At 44.8% G+C, this 17,115-nt stretch carries 18 protein-coding genes; 12 read left to right on the top strand and 6 right to left on the bottom strand.

The window, feature by feature from the left end; all coding sequences use genetic code 11:
- Nucleotides 1-77 precede the first annotated feature (77 nt).
- The 5 genes from NLX82_RS17805 to yunB all read left to right on the top strand — a co-directional run bounded on the left by NLX82_RS17805 (nt 78) and on the right by yunB (nt 5,168).
- A complete protein-coding gene (locus NLX82_RS17805; RefSeq protein WP_254348705.1) occupies nt 78-1,442 on the top strand; it encodes an ABC transporter substrate-binding protein in 1,365 nt (454 codons plus the stop codon).
- A gap of 32 nt (nt 1,443-1,474) precedes the next feature.
- Entirely contained in the window at nt 1,475-2,377 is a 903-nt protein-coding gene (locus NLX82_RS17800) for a carbohydrate ABC transporter permease (protein WP_254348704.1), read from the top strand.
- A gap of 2 nt (nt 2,378-2,379) precedes the next feature.
- Nucleotides 2,380-3,216, top strand: coding sequence for a carbohydrate ABC transporter permease (locus NLX82_RS17795; RefSeq protein ID WP_025723614.1), 837 nt, complete (start codon nt 2,380-2,382; stop codon nt 3,214-3,216).
- A gap of 83 nt (nt 3,217-3,299) precedes the next feature.
- Nucleotides 3,300-4,232, top strand: a complete 933-nt coding sequence (locus NLX82_RS17790; RefSeq protein WP_254348703.1) for an aldo/keto reductase — start codon at nt 3,300-3,302, stop codon at nt 4,230-4,232.
- Nucleotides 4,233-4,358: 126 nt separating this feature from the next.
- Nucleotides 4,359-5,168 carry a sporulation protein YunB gene (gene yunB / locus NLX82_RS17785; RefSeq protein ID WP_023990213.1) on the top strand — a complete coding sequence of 270 codons (810 nt, stop codon included), beginning with the start codon at nt 4,359-4,361 and terminating at the stop codon, nt 5,166-5,168.
- 47 nt (nt 5,169-5,215) lie between these two features.
- Here the strand turns inward: yunB and NLX82_RS17780 are convergent, their stop codons facing one another.
- The gene (locus NLX82_RS17780) at nt 5,216-6,322 is read right to left on the bottom strand and encodes a M23 family metallopeptidase (protein ID WP_023990212.1); all 1,107 of its coding nucleotides are present in this window, start codon (nt 6,320-6,322) and stop codon (nt 5,216-5,218) included.
- 248 nt (nt 6,323-6,570) lie between these two features.
- Between NLX82_RS17780 and lipA the strand changes: the two genes are divergently transcribed.
- A complete protein-coding gene (gene lipA, locus NLX82_RS17775; protein ID WP_023990211.1) occupies nt 6,571-7,473 on the top strand; it encodes a lipoyl synthase in 903 nt (300 codons plus the stop codon).
- 24 nt (nt 7,474-7,497) lie between these two features.
- Entirely contained in the window at nt 7,498-8,412 is a 915-nt protein-coding gene (locus NLX82_RS17770) for a YutD family protein (RefSeq protein WP_028541418.1), read from the top strand.
- Nucleotides 8,413-8,462: 50 nt separating this feature from the next.
- Here NLX82_RS17770 and NLX82_RS17765 read toward each other — a convergent pair whose 3' ends face one another.
- Nucleotides 8,463-9,341, bottom strand: coding sequence for a LysR family transcriptional regulator (locus tag NLX82_RS17765; RefSeq protein ID WP_254348702.1), 879 nt, complete (start codon nt 9,339-9,341; stop codon nt 8,463-8,465).
- A gap of 161 nt (nt 9,342-9,502) precedes the next feature.
- Here NLX82_RS17765 and NLX82_RS17760 point away from each other — a divergent pair, with 161 nt between their 5' ends.
- On the top strand, nt 9,503-10,078 hold the full coding sequence (locus NLX82_RS17760; protein ID WP_053326067.1) for a LysE family transporter: 576 nt from the start codon (nt 9,503-9,505) through the stop codon (nt 10,076-10,078).
- A gap of 111 nt (nt 10,079-10,189) precedes the next feature.
- Here NLX82_RS17760 and NLX82_RS17755 read toward each other — a convergent pair whose 3' ends face one another.
- Both NLX82_RS17755 and ylbJ read right to left on the bottom strand, forming a co-directional pair.
- Complete coding sequence (locus tag NLX82_RS17755; protein ID WP_013372943.1) at nt 10,190-10,993, bottom strand: NAD kinase; 804 nt, start codon at nt 10,991-10,993, stop codon at nt 10,190-10,192.
- Nucleotides 10,994-11,059: 66 nt separating this feature from the next.
- On the bottom strand, nt 11,060-12,355 hold the full coding sequence (gene ylbJ, locus NLX82_RS17750) for a sporulation integral membrane protein YlbJ (RefSeq protein WP_023990209.1): 1,296 nt from the start codon (nt 12,353-12,355) through the stop codon (nt 11,060-11,062).
- Between the two features lie 412 nt (nt 12,356-12,767).
- On the opposite strand from ylbJ, the gene NLX82_RS17745 reads away from it, so the two are divergent.
- Nucleotides 12,768-13,145: a globin domain-containing protein gene (locus tag NLX82_RS17745; protein ID WP_023990208.1), complete on the top strand. Its 378-nt coding sequence runs from the start codon at nt 12,768-12,770 to the stop codon at nt 13,143-13,145.
- A 42-nt stretch (nt 13,146-13,187) separates the two neighbouring features.
- Nucleotides 13,188-13,898, top strand: coding sequence for a DUF2225 domain-containing protein (locus NLX82_RS17740; protein WP_023990207.1), 711 nt, complete (start codon nt 13,188-13,190; stop codon nt 13,896-13,898).
- A 92-nt stretch (nt 13,899-13,990) separates the two neighbouring features.
- Here NLX82_RS17740 and NLX82_RS17735 read toward each other — a convergent pair whose 3' ends face one another.
- Together NLX82_RS17735 and NLX82_RS17730 are read right to left on the bottom strand one after the other, a co-directional pair.
- Nucleotides 13,991-14,227 carry a hypothetical protein gene (locus NLX82_RS17735; protein ID WP_023990206.1) on the bottom strand — a complete coding sequence of 79 codons (237 nt, stop codon included), beginning with the start codon at nt 14,225-14,227 and terminating at the stop codon, nt 13,991-13,993.
- On the bottom strand, nt 14,224-14,394 hold the full coding sequence (locus NLX82_RS17730) for a YycC family protein (protein WP_014277894.1): 171 nt from the start codon (nt 14,392-14,394) through the stop codon (nt 14,224-14,226). The genes NLX82_RS17735 and NLX82_RS17730 overlap by 4 nt, the downstream gene beginning before the upstream one ends.
- Nucleotides 14,395-14,491: 97 nt before the next feature.
- Between NLX82_RS17730 and NLX82_RS17725 the strand changes: the two genes are divergently transcribed.
- Nucleotides 14,492-16,279, top strand: coding sequence for a M3 family oligoendopeptidase (locus tag NLX82_RS17725; RefSeq protein WP_028541419.1), 1,788 nt, complete (start codon nt 14,492-14,494; stop codon nt 16,277-16,279).
- A gap of 259 nt (nt 16,280-16,538) precedes the next feature.
- Nucleotides 16,539-16,940 (top strand): hypothetical protein, encoded by a 402-nt coding sequence (locus NLX82_RS17720; RefSeq protein WP_023990204.1) that lies wholly within the window; start codon nt 16,539-16,541, stop codon nt 16,938-16,940.
- The last annotated feature ends 175 nt before the right edge of the window (nt 16,941-17,115 follow it).

Genomic DNA, 17,115 nt, shown 5'->3' with positions numbered 1-17,115 from the left:
AGCGTTTGCTAAAATGAGTTTAGTGACGAAGCAACAAACGAAAAGATAAAAAAATAAACGGTTTGGGGGCGTTACTCATGTTAAAACGAAAATTATGGATCGTCTGCATGTGCTTGATCGTTGGGCTTATGTCAGCCTGTAGTTCAAATGAGAGCAGCAGCAAACCAGTTGATTTGCAGGGTCACGAGCAAGTGACACTGACCTATGCCAGTTGGGGGAGCACCAATGAAAAGAAGGTTCAGCAGGAAATCGCTAAAAAATTTACAGAGAAATATCCGTGGATCAAAATTAACTATATGCATATCCCCGGGGATTACGTAACCAAATTAACGACGATGTTTGCCGCCAATCAGGCACCCGATGTATTTCCCATTTATAAAGCACAGGCTCTGCAATGGGCTGAACAAGGCAAACTATATAATTTAAATGAATTTTTGAAGGAGGATAAGGAGCTAACGAAGGAAAGTCTTATTCCTAATTCAGTCATCTATTGGGATAAGGACAAAGTGGCTGGGATCAAGGTAACTGAGGAAGCTTTCGCGCTTTATTACAATAAAGATTTGTTTGATGAGGCTGGTGTTGCTTTGCCGCCAGTAAAGGCTGAGGAGGCTTGGACATGGGAGCAGTTTTTAGAGACAGCACAAAAGCTCACCATTGATAAAGCGGGAAATAATGCGCTCAGTCCCAATTTCGATGCAAGTAACATTAAACAGTATGGAGTTCGGTTTGATACATGGATGTGGCATTTGCTTGTGCCTTCCAATAACGCAAGTGTCATTTCAGACAAAGGGGACTCGCTTAATCTTGAGAGCCCTGATGTGATTGAAGCTGTTCAGAAAATGGCTGATCTGATCAACGTTTATCATGTGGCACCGTCGCCGACTCAGTCCAAAAATATACCTTCCCCGGCCGTAGCACTGCAAAGTAAGCGTGTAGCGATGGATCTGGATGGACAGTGGGTTCAATTGGATCTTGGAGAATCGAAGGTGAATTTTGGTGTAGGCGTATTACCCAAGCTGAAAAGCAGCAAAACGATCTTGTTTGGCGAACCGGAAGTGATTTCTGCCAAAACCAAACATCCTAAAGAAGCATGGATGTTTTATAAATTCTTGCTGGATGCTGAAAGCGGACTTGACATGCATTCCAGCGGATTGTGGATGCCTGTCATGAAAAAGTGGTATACCGAACCAGACTTGATTAGCAAATGGGCCGATGTCAAACCAGGTCATGCCGATGGTTACCGTGATGCTGTCATGAACCAAACGCTGCATAACGGTGTTAATTCTTACGACTATTATCTGAAAAACTCGGAAAAAATCAATGCCATCATTAACCCGGCGCTGGATCAGGTATGGCTGGGCAAGAAAACGGTGGAGCAAGCATTTAGGGAGGTTTCCGCAAAGGCCAACGCGGAATTTAAGGGGACGTATCCAAAAGAATAGGGTGAGTGTTTTGACAGAAAGAGAGGGATAGAATGCAATCATTATCTTCTATTCGTAAGAAGGAAAATTGGTTGGGGTGGCTTTTTGCCGCCCCTGCTATTCTCGGCTTTGTCATTTTTGTTCTGGGACCGATGATCGCTAGTCTCTGGTTCAGTCTTACCGATTACAAGGTGGCTTCACAGGCCCATTTTATCGGTCTGGATAATTACGTCCACTTATTTGACGGTACGGATCAATTTTTTTATAAATCACTCGGGGTTACGTTTTATTATGTGTTCCTGAGTGTGCCCCTGCAAATTATTGTAGCTTTCTTTTTGGCGATATTACTTAATCAAAAGGTAAAAGGTCTGGCTTTTTTCAGGACTGTTTTCTATCTCCCTACCATTGTGCCACTCATAGCATCGTCTATGATCTGGATGTGGCTGTTTGATCCGGATCTTGGCTTGCTAAATGTGGTGCTGCGTGCGCTGCATTTGCCTGAAAGTCAGTGGATCTATAGCGAAGGGTCGGTAGTTCCTACTCTGGTTTTAATGAGTTTGTGGACCGTTGGAGGAACCATGATTATTTTTCTGGCAGGCTTGCAAGATATACCTAGACATTATTATGAAGCCATTGAAATTGACGGTGGAAACGCTCTTCATAAGCTTATGTATATTACAATTCCATTGACATCGCCCACTATTTTTTTTAATACGATTATGGGCTTCATTGGTGGGTTTCAAGTGTTTGTTCAACCTTACGTCATGACTCAGGGTGGACCCAATAACTCCAGCTTGTTTTATACCTTTTATTTGTTCCGCGAGGCATTTACTTTTTCGAATATGGGTTATGCCTGTGCTATTGCTTGGGTGCTCTTTATTGTCGTTTTGGTATTCACTGCCTTTCTGTTCAAGACGGCCCGAAAATGGGTGTATTACGAAGGCGGGAGGGCATGAACATGAAAAAACGCGGTTGGAGTTGGAGCAGGGTTTTGCTCTACACAATTCTCATAGTAGGCTCACTGTTTTGTATGTTTCCTTTTTACTGGCTGGTGCGAAGCTCCATGATGGATTTAAGTCAGATTTTTTTGATCCCGCCGAAATGGATTCCAGAGCCTTTTGTATTCGAGAATTTTTTACAGCCGTTTGAAGAGTTATCCTTTGGGCGCTATTTTGTGAATACATTTATCGTCGTAGCGGGTACTTTGGCGGGTGTACTTCTGTCGAGTACCATTTCTGCCTACAGCTTTGCGCGAATGAGATGGAAGGGAAGAGATAAGGTATTTGCCTTGTTATTAAGCAGCATGATGCTGCCGTTTGCAGTCACGCTGATTCCATCATTTATTGGTTGGCAGGCATTAGGCATGGTTAATTCGTATGTTCCATTGGTATTACCTTCTTTTTTTGGTGGAGGCGTTTTTAATATTTTTTTGCTAAGACAATTCTACATGACTCTACCGCGAGAACTGGATGAAGCTGTATTTGTGGATGGAGGCAATCATTTTACGATTTTCACCCGTATTATTTTGCCTTTGTCGAGGTCAGCGATTTTGGTCATTGGATTGTTTACGTTTTTGAATACATGGAATGATTTTATGGGGCCGCTGGTTTACCTTAATGATGAGAGCAAATTTACGTTGGCGATTGGGCTGCAGCAATTTCAGGGAATATATTCGGCTCAATGGGGCGTTTTGATGGCCGCATCTTTAATTGTAGTCTTGCCTGCTATTATTCTTTTTGCCATAGGACAGAAGTATTTTATGGAAGGGATTGCCTTGACGGGGATTAAAGGATGAGGACAACTGCCAGGTACGCACTTTGCTTTTTTTGGAGTCTAATAATAAAATGGAAGTAACTTTCGAAAAGGAGATGACGTGAATTGGCAGAGCAAGTGCGTATTGGCAAAACAGATCTATATGTAAAACCAATCGGTTTGGGTGCAAATAAGGTGGGAGGACATAATCTCTTTTCCGGTTTGAATGATGAAACGGGTAAAGATGTTGTTCGCACAGCTTTGGACAACGGCATCAATTTTCTGGATACGGCTTTTATTTATGGACCTGAGCACTCAGAGCGATTGATCGGTGAGGTGCTGAAGGAGCGGGGCAAACGTGAGGAAGCGGTCATTGCGACCAAGGGGGCACACAAATTTGTGAACGGAGAGGTTGTTTTTGACAACTCGCCTGCTTTTTTACGTGAATCCGTCGAATCCAGTCTGAAAAGATTGCAGACCGATTATATCGATCTGTTTTATATCCATTTCCCCGATGAAGCTACGCCGAAGGCAGAAGCAGTCGGAGAATTGAAGAAGCTTAAGGACGAAGGCAAAATCAAGGCTATTGGCGTATCTAACTTTTCCATTGAACAACTTAAGGATGCGAATAGCGACGGTTATGTAGATGTGCTCCAATCCCAATATAATTTGTTTCAACGGGAAGCTGAGAAGGATCTGCTGCCTTATACCAAGGAAAATGGCATTTCGTTTGTGCCTTATTTCCCGCTAGCCTCAGGATTGCTGGGTGGTAAGTATACGAAAGACATGACCTTCACAGACATCAGAGCAAAAAATCCACTGTTTCAGGGAGATGCATTTGCTCGTAACTTGGACAAAGTGGAGCAGGTACGAGAGATTGCCAATGCGTTGAATGCAGAGGTTGCTCATGTTGTACTCGCATGGTATTTGACCCGCGATTCGATTGATGCCCTCATTCCAGGGGCGAAGGGGCCGGAGCAGGTGCTGGCGAATCTGAAGACGCTAAATGTCCAATTGAGTCAGGCTGATATCGAAAAGATTGACCACATTTTCAAATAATAAGTGCACCTGAAATTTGCAATTGTATATGTATTCCATCTAGAGAAGCTGCCGGACGGGCGGCTTCTTTTTCGTCCCTCCCTTGCATATCCTTGTAGGGTAAGTTCAACGCTGCGGGGGGATCGGATGATGAGAAGACCGCAATGGCACAGCGCACCCAATAGAAGGCGACGCGGCAGACGTAGAGTATTTTTGATTGTGGTACTGGCGCTGCTGGTGGGAATCATACAGGTGGCTGCTTATGTGGAGCAGCATTTGAAGCCGCCTATGATGCACCTGGCAAAAGTACGGGTCAAACAAATGGCGACGGAGGCTATTAATTCAGCAATTACAGCACAGGTAGAGCAGGGGAAGACGGCTGATAATTTGATCGAATGGAGAACGGATGCACAAGGAAGAACCTCCGGCTTTGTTCTGAATTATGCAGAGCATATGAGAATTACGTCAGACACGCTCAAAGCAGTCAAGGCAACGATGGACAGCATGAGCCATTTTGATGAGAGTGTTCCGATTGGTCAGGCATTGGGCAGTCCACTGTTGGCAGCTTATGGACCAACGGTCCCCCTAAAGGTGGAGCCGCATGGAGCAATCAAGGTGGATTTAAATACCCGTCAACAGGATGCGGGCATAAACATGATCTTGGTGGAAGTGTACATTCGGATTACGACGGAAGTGTCCGTGGTTATACCGTTTGAGATGCAACCTCAGATTGTGGAGACGGAAATTCCGGTTTCTTATTTATTAGTGGTAGGCAACGTTCCGATGTACTACTATGACAATCAGGGGAAACCAGTGGGTAAAAATGGTGCAGCCGCTCCGCAGTTGGCGTTGCCTCCCCATTCCATAGAGAGTAGCGGCGCTGTAGATCCCAGCACAGTAAGTGTTCCAGAGGTACAGGAAGACCAAAACACCTCCAGTCAGTCCCCAACGCCATAGAGCAGAGGGGGACTGACGTGAGACGCTCAGGAAAAACAAAAGGGACCCTATGAGGAGGTCCCTTTTGTTTTTCCTGTTTTGAGCGCTTTGCGTTCGGTCTGCTCCCACTGTCTTAATAACGGATACGGGTCAAAGGACCAATCTGCCCAGCCATTGTCCCGATATATACCATAGTGCAGATGCGGTGGAAACTTGCCTTGGGTACCGGGTTTTCCATAGCCCGAGCTTCCGACCCAGCCAACCGTCTGGCCGGGTGTAACGATGTCTCCGTTGTGGACGGTTTTGTCAAAGCCGGAAAGATGCGCATAGTAGTGATAGCGGTTGTTGAGATCTCGGATTCCGATTCGCCATCCGCCGAAGGGATTCCAGCCCTTCATTTCAACTACACCGTAGCAGGTACTGCGAACTGGAACTCCATAGCCAGCAAACAGATCAGTTCCTTCATGTATACGGTAACCGCCCCAGCTGCGACGGCTTCCCCATGTGCTGCGGTAGCTATAAATGCTGCCTAAAGGAAGAGGGAAGGCTTGACTGACCAGATCCAGTTTGCCATACGTCCGATACAGCTTGGCAAACTGCTGAACTCTTTGAACTGCGCGGCTGTTATGGTAATATTCCCAAACGGCAATACCAAATTCATCCTCGTTGTTTCCATACTTTCCGAGATAAGATGCGATGCTGAATAGCAGATCCTTGTCATTATTACGGTCAGCGATTCCATCACCCGAACCGTCTTGTCCCAGCCCGGAAAATAGTTCAATGGAACGCGGATTTTGATCCTCCGAATCAGGGTTCATCAGGCCGGACCAGACTGGTCCCGTGATGAAAATACCTATGATCCGTTCCGCATGCTTGCGATCCCTGGGATGGGCCACTGTAAGTGTGCGTTCATACTGGTCGATGGCGGCCAGCCTGTACCAAGGAACTCCAGTCAGGGCTTCGATGGAATGATATAGAGCCAGCCTGGACGTATACGACGAAGACTGAGCATGTGAAGCATCTACATTTGCGGTCAGGCTGCTTCTGGCGGACGAGGACTGTAAGTGATTGGCAAAGGCATGGGCAGGAAGCGGACAGGCCGTTGTCAGTGTAGTAGCGCATAACAGCAGCGATAACAAACGAACAGCTCGGGCTGTCCGCGTAGGGTAAGGCACGTGAACCGACCTCCTATAGAAGGGCTTAATCGCCCGGTAAATTCTAGGCCCCGTATTCAATAGCGTGAATAGGGTGCTTTTGTTTAGATTGAGCCATATCCGCCGCTTTTATCCATGTAAAGAGTTTACTTTTTCCGGCATCAATGTCATATCAAAAAGGGAACAATGAATGGAGGTTTTTCCATGGCTTTCATGTTATAATGTATGGCAATGACAGCTTAAGCTTATCAGAAAGAAGGTCTATGCCATTGTCTAGAAAAGTGAAGGAAGCTAAGCCCGACTGGATTCGTATTAAACTTACGACAGGCGATAACTATCAGGAAATCAAGAGCATGATGCGTTCCAAGACATTACATACCGTATGTGAGGAGGCACGATGCCCTAATATATATGAATGCTGGGCCAATAGGACAGCTACATTTATGATTTTGGGTGATACTTGTACGCGTGCGTGTCGTTTTTGCGCAGTAAATACGGGAATGCCTACGGAACTGGACTTGCAGGAGCCTGAACGCGTCGCTGAAGCGGCTGAAAACATGAATTTGAAGCACTGTGTCGTAACCAGTGTGGCTCGCGACGATTTGAAAGATGGGGGTGCTACTATATTTGCAGAAACGGTTCGTGCGATTCGCCGCCGGTTACCTTTTTGCAGTGTAGAAGTATTGATTCCCGATTTTATGGGCGATATTGAATCGCTACGAATCGTCATGGATGCCAAGCCAGATATTCTGAATCATAATATTGAAACGGTGGAGCGAATGTCCGACAAAGTTCGGGCTAAAGCGAAATACCGTCGCTCTCTGGAGCTGCTTCAACGTGCGAAGCAATTAAATCCGGCTATTCCAACGAAATCAAGCATCATGCTAGGTGTCGGGGAAGAGTGGGACGAGATCTTACAAACCATGGATGATCTGCGCAAAGTCGATTGTGACATTATGACAATTGGTCAATATTTGCAGCCGTCCGAGAAACATTTATATGTGCAAAAATATTATCCACCGGAAGATTTTGCGAAGTTAAAGGAAGAGGGATTACAGCGGGGATTCAGCCACGTCGAATCCGGACCGTTGGTCCGCAGCTCCTACCAAGCGCATGAGCAGGTGAAGTCAGCCGCTCAGCATAAGGAAGAAGGCGCCCTTTCGCAGGCTTGATCCGGGAAAGGCGGTCAGAATAGCTTGTTTCAAATCGGTGGTAAAAACTATGAATTGTTGCAGGATCACAAGAACGGGTGGAATCCCGAAGCGTTTCGTGATCGGTATAGTGAAGTGCTGGATCGCTATGATTACATTATTGGTGATTGGGGTTACAATCAGCTACGTCTGAAGGGCTTTTATCGAGACGGTCATCCCAAAGCAAATAAGGATACATCTATAGTGATACTGGACGATTACATTAATGAATACTGCAATTTTGGCTGTGCCTATTTTGTGTTGCAAAAAAGTCGTGAAGTGGTTAATAAAAACGGGGTCAATGATGAAATCATTGCTCCAGATATTCAGCAGTTGGTAGATGCTCAAAGGGAACAAGCAGGAACGCTAGAACCCGAAGAGCAGCAAGAAGTATTGCAACATACAGCTGGAGAACAGGAGTGGCCGCAATCACAGCAGGATTCCACAGCTACGGAGGAATCGCGAGTGGAGCAGCCTCGAGAATCCCGGGAACCACGCGAGTTGCAACGTCGGGAATCGAAGGATGCCCAGGAAGTACGTGAGCGACAGCCGCGTGAAGCTCGCGAAAGTCGTCCATCCAGAGAAGGACGTGAAGGAAATCGGCAGCGTGAGCCACGTGAAGCACGCGATTCGCGCCAGCCAAGAGAACCACGTGAAGCAAAGGATGGACGCAATCCGGGTGAAGGGCAGCAAGCCCGGGAACCACGTAGACAGCGCAATCAGCAAGGGAGTTTCGATAAAAAGGAATCGCGTGGACCACGCTATGAGCGTCAATCAAAGGAAAATCGGGAGGGACGGCAAGTTCGTGTCTCTCGTGAACCTGAGGGCCAGCGTCAGACCCAGCCAGCTGCTAAAGCCGAAAGAGCTGAGGGTAGTAAAAAGAATAAAACATTTACAGCTCCACAACAAAACGGTTCCTGAATTTTCAGGGGCCGTTTTGTTGTGTAAGTACCTCCGAAGTCGCCAAGGGCTTATGACCAACTTTTTGCATGTTTTAAAGTAATAGCAATGAATTCCGATAAGGCTGGAGAAATCCACTTATTTTTGTGATAAGCCACTTGAGAGAAAATTTCTTGAAAGCCACCCTCACAGGGAATGATCTTTAACTTTTCTTGATGAAGTTCCTCTATAACTGTCATGAAAGGTAAACAAGTAATACCTAGCCCACTCATTACACATTGTTTGATCGCTTCAATACTCCATAGCTCCATAATTTGAGAAGAAGTAATTTCACGCTCTTCTAAGTATTTTTCAAACATTGTACGGTAAATACAATCTTTCCCATTGGAAATCAAGGCCTCAGTAAGCTTTTTATTTAAAACATTCATCGTAGAGTCAGGGCTTCCTACAACGACAATAGGTTCTTTATTTAATAAATGGACAGTTAAATTAGAATCACGTAATTCCGGCAACATGACAAACGAGACATCCGCACTCCCATTTAGTAGCGCTTTTTGATTATCTCCACAGGTAGCATTACTAAGTTTAATACTCACGTGAGGATATTTTTTCCTATATTCACTTAGTATAGGTTCTAAGCGATAGACCGTTAAAGACTCAGGAGCCGCTATTTTCAACTCTCCTCGCACAGCCTTCTCATCGTTTGCAATGTTTTCAATCTTGCTATAAGTACTTAAAATTTCTTCTGTATACCCCAGCAACCTTTTCCCAACATCCGTCAACTTTACCTTTCGACCCATTCGATCAAACAGGGGGGCACCAATATGTTTTTCTAGTGCCTGAATATGAGAAGTCACTGTAGATTGAGTGTAACCTAAAAATTCTGCTGCCTGTGTGAAACTTCCCCATTCAATGACTTTTTTGAATGTGACAAAATGACGTATTTCCATAACTCACCCACTTTAATCGAATAGTTATCCCTATTGCTATTGACATCATAAAAATCAATGAATTAATTCATGTATTTCAATTTTACCGATAGATAGGCCTATATTACAATGAATAACGGAACTTATTCAACTATCTTTTATTCTGAGGAGAGATTAACTAAATGATTTTTGCAGCATTCCTTTCCTATGTCATTATTACATCTTTTACTCCGGGACCCAGTAATATGTTGGTGATGAATGAAGCAAGAAGATTTGGATTCAAAGGATCGATCCATTTCTTCATTGGAATTATTTCCGGATTTATTATTCTTGGTGTCGTGACATCCTTGTTAACTGCACGACTATATGAGTGGTTACCTATAGTAGAACCTTACTTTAAAGTTGTTGGTGCGGCATATTTATTGTATCTGGCATGGAAAATTGCTTTGCCTAAGAAAAGTAATGATCAGGATACGTATCGCCAGTTTTCCTTTTCTTCAGGTTTGTTTTTTCAAATTATCAATATAAAAAGTATCTTATATTTTTTAACAGCGACGTCCAGCTTCATACTTCCATATCAGAATTCAAAAGGATCTATGCTCTTTTTAATATGTTTAACCATCCTCATAGGTTGCGCGGCATTATTACTGTGGGCGATATTTGGTTCAGCTTTTAAAAAGATATTTACAAAATACGATAAAATCATTAATACAATCATGTGTCTGTTACTTATCTATTCTGCCGTTACTCTTTTCTAAGGGGTATGACCAGTGTGGACGGTATAACGGTAGCAAATTTACAAAAACTCATTGGGGTTAGCATCACCTACTCAATTAAAAAAAGAGCCAGATTCGGCTCTTTTATAGGTTCTAATTAAGAAAAGCGTTGCGTACTCGATCCCAAAATGGGAAAGGACGGTAACGAGCGAAGCTGATCTTCTGACTTGCGACCTGACATCGAACAGAAATTAAGTCATCTACAGGAAAGTTGAGGTGATCTACTGTCAATAAGAGACGCTGATCTTTCCGTGAAAAAATATCACAATGATGGTGTTTTGGCAGTAGCAATGGCGATCCCAGTGTCCGATACACGCGGTTATTAATGGAAGCGATCTCAGTCAATTGCAATGCTTCAATGGTGGGATGAACCATAGCTCCGCCAAGTGCTTTATTATAGGCGGTCGTTCCTGAGGGGGTAGAAACACATATACCATCACCGCGAAACATTTCAAAGGTGATATCGTTAATATCTACTTGGGCAACGACAGTGCCATCCACCCCTTTTAATGTAAATTCATTCAAGGCAATAAAAGAAGCATTGCCTGACTTCTTGTGAATTTCCAACTCAATCAGTGGATACTTAACGATTCTCGGGTTAAGCGGTCCTTCAGATCCGCTTTGGCTCATCAGGTGGATTAGCTCCTCCAGCTCGTCCGCACGCCAATCAGCGTAAAAGCCTAGATGACCGGTATGTACACCAACAAAGGCAATATCCGGAATGCGGTCGATGAAGGTATGAAACGCATGAAGCATCGTACCATCGCCTCCAATAGACACGACGATTTCCGGCGATTCGGCATCCAGCTTGAAATTCTTTTCTTGGGCAAGACGGTGAAATTGCTGACTCAAGTCCATGGAGTGCTGATCCCCGCGATCCAGAACATAATATCTCAAGATGAAAAGCTCCTTTGTCATGGGTATATATCGATCATAATCAATTATGAGCAAGAACACAATCGTTCATTGCCTGTGTGTTCTTCTCAAACGTACATATAAGCGACTTGTACCCACACTCAACCATGAGAGACTAAGCATTCCAGCCAGTATAAAGGCAAGAAACAGCAGACTTTGCAACAACATGACGGACGAGAAGCCAGGAGACCACGCGATGTCGTATATCGGAGAAAAGACTGGAGAGCTTCCCTGTCCCATAAGAGGCCGCCATAACACGAGAGCTAGCAGTGCTGAGATGATGCCGTGCGCAGCCCGGGCCAACAAAAATGGCAAATAACGAAGATCCGTCATATTTAAAATACTTGCAACCTGCGCATGAACCGACAGCCCGCCCCAGGAGAGAACAAAAGCGGCTGCGGCTACCTTGAATGGTAACGCCGCTGCCGTGGCTTTACCTGCGGCTTGCGCTCCTAAAGTGACTTCGAAAATACCACCCACAATGGACTCCGTTAACGTAGGAGGAAGACCACATGCAGTCAATAGGCTTGCTGTAAGCAGATGAAGCCCGCTCATTAAACCGGAGTTCGTCAAAGCTTCTAAAATGACGCAGAAGAATACAACTAGCCCTCCTACGACAATAATAAGGCGTAGGGAGGAAGTAATCGCCTGACGAAGTAACTCACCCAATGGGCGACCATCTTCCAAACGAGCTGTATGCATGGCATATAATGCTTGGCGTAGGGGTCCAGGCTGCCTATTGCGATCTGCTGCTTTTGTATTCTTGGACTTCGACCAGGCTTTTTGAGTAGGTTGGCGGTCGCTGCGAGTACCTGTTTCCCCTGAACGGGAACCGTGGAAGCGCATAAGCAGCCCGATGATGAGCACGCCACCATAATGGGCCGCGCCTAGTACGAGTGCAATTTCTGGTTGATGGAAGAAGCCAACGGAAACCGCACCGATCAAAAATATCGGATCAGAGGAAGTGGTAAACGCGACCAAACGCTCTCCTTCAATGCGTGTGATCCATTTTTGCTCCCACAGCTTGGCTGTTAGTTTAGCTCCAATCGGGTAACCGGATGCACAGCTGACCGCAGCGACAAAACCCCCACAGCCAGGTACACGGAATAGAGGCTGCATCAGCGGATCCAACAGCGCACCTATGAAATGAACAATTCCAAAACCGAGGAGAAGCTCGGAAATAACGAAAAACGGGAATAAAGACGGAAACAGCACGTCCCACCAGATGGCAAGCCCCCGAAGCCCGGCATTCAGAGAAGATTGCGGGTATACAGCCATAAGCATAAACAGGAATAGCAGTGTAAGGATGAGCAGAGGAAGCGAGTAACGACGGTATAGCGACATAGAGGCCCCTCCTTTGGAGTTGTACTAATATACCTATGTCGGGGATGGACAAAGAGTACAAAAAAATCAAAGAATACGGTTACATCTAATGCTGTATTTTTGTAAATAGTATGTTAAAATAGGAAAACAACGATCCATAACCTTAAGGATGGAGTGATCAGGATGAGTATCGTTGCTGGTCTGTTCGTATGTGCTTTTGTGTATGTTATTCGTGCCTCTCTCGTCCATCCCGGTGAAGAGGATTGGCGGAGTTATTAGTGGTATTTATAGAATGACGAAGCTGTGTGCAACGAAGCACACCCTCTTCATATGTTAAATTGATAAAATGACGCTTATTTTTAGCGTCATTTTTTGTTTTTTGTTATAATACGGGTGTATATTTATTACCATAGCACAGAAAGTTGGAGGAAAAGTGAACCCTAGCCTGAGCATTTATGACAACCTTGGGGGTGCGGAAGGTGTTCGTGCTATTATTGAGGCCTTCTACCCGAGAGTTTATAAAGATCCGTTGTTAAGTCCCCTGTTTCCTAAAGACATGGAACCGGTTAAGGAAAAGCAGTATATGTTCCTGAGCCAGTTTTTTGGAGGACCGTCCCTTTTTTCTGATGCATATGGTCATCCGATGTTACGTGCCAGACATATGAAGTTTCCCGTAACGGAGGAGCGAGCAGAGGCATGGTTGTCTTGTATGGCAGGTGCGTTAACGGATACGGGCATTGAGGAGCCGCTTCGTTCAATCATACTTAACCGTTTGTCTGGTCCTGCGCATCATTTTGTAAATACCCCGTAAGCTTTCGGGGATTGCCGAATTTTGGAGAGGGTTGTAAAAACATTGGAACTTGAACCGTTATATCAGATCAAAATCATTTGCCCACATTGCGAAGAAGAATTTCAGACATCCCGTGTCAGACCAAGCCTAAAGAAGGCCATTCGTACGGATTCAGATTTTTGTGCTTATTATAAGAATGAAAATCCGGATTTTTATGTCGTAAGGGTCTGTCCTCATTGTGGATTTACCTCGACAGAGCACTCTACCGTTCAGTTAAGCGAACAGCAAACCAAGATATTCAAGGATAAAATCGGTAATCGCTGGCAGTCTCGCGAATATGGCGGGCATCGTAGCTGGGAAGAGGCATTAGAAACGTATAAACTGGGTTTACTATGTGCCCAGGTCATCGGAGAAAAGGAACGCGTAGTAGCTAGTCTATTACAGCATATCGCTTGGATGTACAGATACCAGGGAAATGAGGAGCAGGAGCTTCGCTTTCTCAAATTTAGCCTGGATTCTTATGTTCGGGTCTATGAGCTGGAGGGTGTCGGGGCGAATAATGCCAAACTGCTTTATCTGATTGGTGAATTGCATCGACGTACAGGCAACTTTAACGAAGCGGTACGCTGGTTTTCGCGTGTCATTAATGACAAAAAGATTATGGATGCAGCCATGATCCGGGCTTCCCGTGAACAGTGGTCTGTACTGCGAGAACAAATGCTGGCTAAAAATTACCAACTGCCAGAGGAAATGCAAGACGCAAGCTCCTCCTGAAGAAATAAAGGTGTGCACTATGGCCGATTTAGGCTCATGGTTCACACCTTGTTTGTAAAACGGGTTATCTTATCTTACAACTGCCTCATGAATTAATGATGACGCAATGTGGTATCTGACAGCAAATAATCGTCATCACAATCCACTAAAGTAACCTTGTTATGGCAGCATGGAAACACAAGCAGCTTTTTCATACCTTCGTGTATGAGCTTAAGTTCTTTTGGCTTCAGGGGCAGCAAAACATTATCATGGTCGCAAAACGGACAAGACTGTACATAAACGTCTCCCATGACGATGTCATAAGGCCAGGTTTTATGAAAAGGGATCATGATTTGTCCGATTCTCCGCCGTTCGGGTCAGCGGTTTCTTCTTTAGCCAGTTCGGCTAGCTTTTGCATCAAAATGTGCTGGGGTGTATGCATAAGGTGTTCCAGCGGAATGCCGAGCTTTTCGGATAATTTCACAGCCGTTTCCGGCGAAATTTGTAAGGGTCTCATCCTGTTTTCCTCCCAATTGTAGTGATTTACTATCACGATGTAGCTTTATTGTATATGAAACCACAAGAATTCGCCAAAAAAGAAAGGTGGAACTATTATGAAAACACCGTTAAAGCAAACATGGGATCTGGAATCTATTTTTAGCGGAGGATCTTCCTCTGCCTCATTTCTTGCATTTTTGGAAGAAATGGAAAGCAAGGTCCAACAACTGCAAGCTCAGCTTAAAGCAGCCAAAGTACCACAAACGGTATTGGATACCGAGCGTCTGGATAGTGTACTGAATAGCATACAGGAGCTGTTTAATGGTGCGTCGCAGGCGGGTTCCTTTGTCTCTTGTCTAACTGCTCAAAACCAGCACGACAAGCTGGCTGTTCAACTGGGGGCGCGTGTCAATACGCTATATGCCCAAGGAAAAAGTGCTTTAGTATCTTTCCAGAACTTGCTGGCACAAACCAGTGAAGACATTTGGCAGAAATGGATGGAGCGCGAAGCTATCCAGCCGATTTCTTTTGTCCTGACCGAATATCGGAACGAAGCACGTGAAAAAATGGCTCCTGAGCTGGAAAGCCTTGCATTGGATCTGGCAGTGGATGGCTACCATGGCTGGGGCGACTTTTATGATACCATTGTCAAAAATATGACGATCCCTGTGCCAGAAAATGGCGAGATCGTAAACCTGTCTGTAGGTCAGGCAGCTAATAAGCTGGATGAAGCAGATCGCAGCGTACGTAAAGACGTATTTGCACGTTGGGAAGAGGCATGGACTCAGGTAGAGGACTATTGCGCGGATACATTGAATCATTTGGCAGGCTTCCGTCTGAAGCTATATGAAAAACGAGGCTGGACAGATGTGCTTAAGGAACCGCTGGAAATCAGCCGTATGTCTGCACAAACGCTGGATACGATGTGGCAGGTTATTAATGAAACAAAGCCTATTGTAGTCAAATACTTGGAGCGGAAAGCAAAACTGCTGGGCTTAGAGAAGTTGTCCTGGCATGACGTTGAAGCTCCGCTGGGGACGTCAACCACTAAAATCCCTTACGACGATGCTGCTGTAACGATTGTTGAGCAATTTGGTAAATTTAGCTCGAGAATGGCTGACTTTGCCCAAATGGCTTTTGAGAAAAGCTGGATCGAAGCAGAAGATCGTCCAGGCAAACGTCCGGGTGGTTTCTGTACATCTCTGCGTCTGAGCAAAGAGACCCGTATTTTTATGACCTATGCCGGATCACCATCCAATGTTTCGACACTGGCCCATGAGCTCGGACACGGTTATCATCAGCATGTGATGAATGAATTGCACCCATTGAATCAAAATTATGCCATGAACGTAGCTGAGACGGCATCGACGCTGGCAGAACTAATTGTATCAGATGCGTTGCTGGAAGCTGCCGAGGGTCAGGAAAAGGTGGCTTTGCTGGAGGATAAAATTCAGCGTGGTGTAGCCTTCTTTATGAACATTCATGCCCGTTTCCTGTTTGAAACCCGTTTTTACGAGCTGCGGAAAAAAGGAGTCGTAGGAGCACAACAATTAAGCGAGTTGATGGAACAAGCGCAGCGTGAAGCGTTTAGTGGTGTCCTGGATGAGGCTCATCCTCATTTTTGGGCATCCAAGCTGCATTTCTATATTACGAATACTCCATTCTACAACTTCCCGTACACATTCGGGTATATGTTCAGTGCAGGAATTTACGCTTTTGCGAAGGAAAATCCTGACGGCTTCGCCGACCAATATGATGCCTTGCTGCGTGATACAGGTCGCATGACAGTCGAAGAATTGGCTTCCAAGCACTTAGGTACCGATTTAACACAGGCTGACTTCTGGCGTAATGCTGCGCAAGTTACTGTTCAGGATATTGAGCAATTTTTACAAATGACAAAATAACGGATTTACACTTTAGAGGTCTCCCACGAGGGAGGCCTTTTTTGTAATTTTTGCAGAAGATGATGAACAAAGTCGCAAAATGTCGAAGTGTAATTAACATTACCTGTTGGCGAAATTTAAAATGATGGATATACTTAGAAAATAGTTATAAATACCCAATTATGTTGGTTTTGATTGTAAGGTTAAAAATCTTCGCATATAATTGAGCCGTAAGACCTATTAAATATTTTTGGATAAGGTATATAGGAGGGTTTTTGTAATGGATGAAGTAGGTCAATTGTCGTTGGCAAGGCAGATGGATATCGTTTTAAAAGAACTGGATAATGAACTGGCGGGTTTGTCGTCAGGTATCGTATTTGTACAAATACGTAACAATGTAGTTGGGAAATTTGGGATTCGTCATAATCCGCTTGCAGGTAAAGGTGGCACATTTGCAGCAGTAGAACCGGGGTTATCAGTAAAGCATCGGGAGGATTTTCGGCGTATGGCCCTAGAAACGCTAAATCATAAGCGTAGCTGGACTCATGGTGAGATTGCTTTCGATTTTGCCATCAGACAAGGAACGATTTTGGTAGATGCAACACTGGAGTCCAACTACAACATGGCGAATCTCATGATCCGCTACAACAAGCCTACATACCGAGCGGCTAATTCGGAATAAACATTTATATGAGAATTTTGCAAAAATCCCATAAGCGACTTCCAATGAACAAGATATAGATCGAAATGGTTAGTTCGTCTATATCTTGCACTTCGGAGCGACTGGAATCGAATTTTGCAAAATCCTGATAAAAAAGAGTAAAGAAAAGGCGGCCTTCCTAGGGAAGACCGCCTTT

Source organism: Paenibacillus sp. A3M_27_13, from assembly GCF_024213315.1.
GTDB classification, from domain to species: Bacteria; Bacillota; Bacilli; order Paenibacillales; family Paenibacillaceae; genus Paenibacillus; species Paenibacillus polymyxa_B.
Note: the sequence above shows the minus strand (reverse complement) of the source record. Positions and strands in the feature narration are given on the sequence as shown.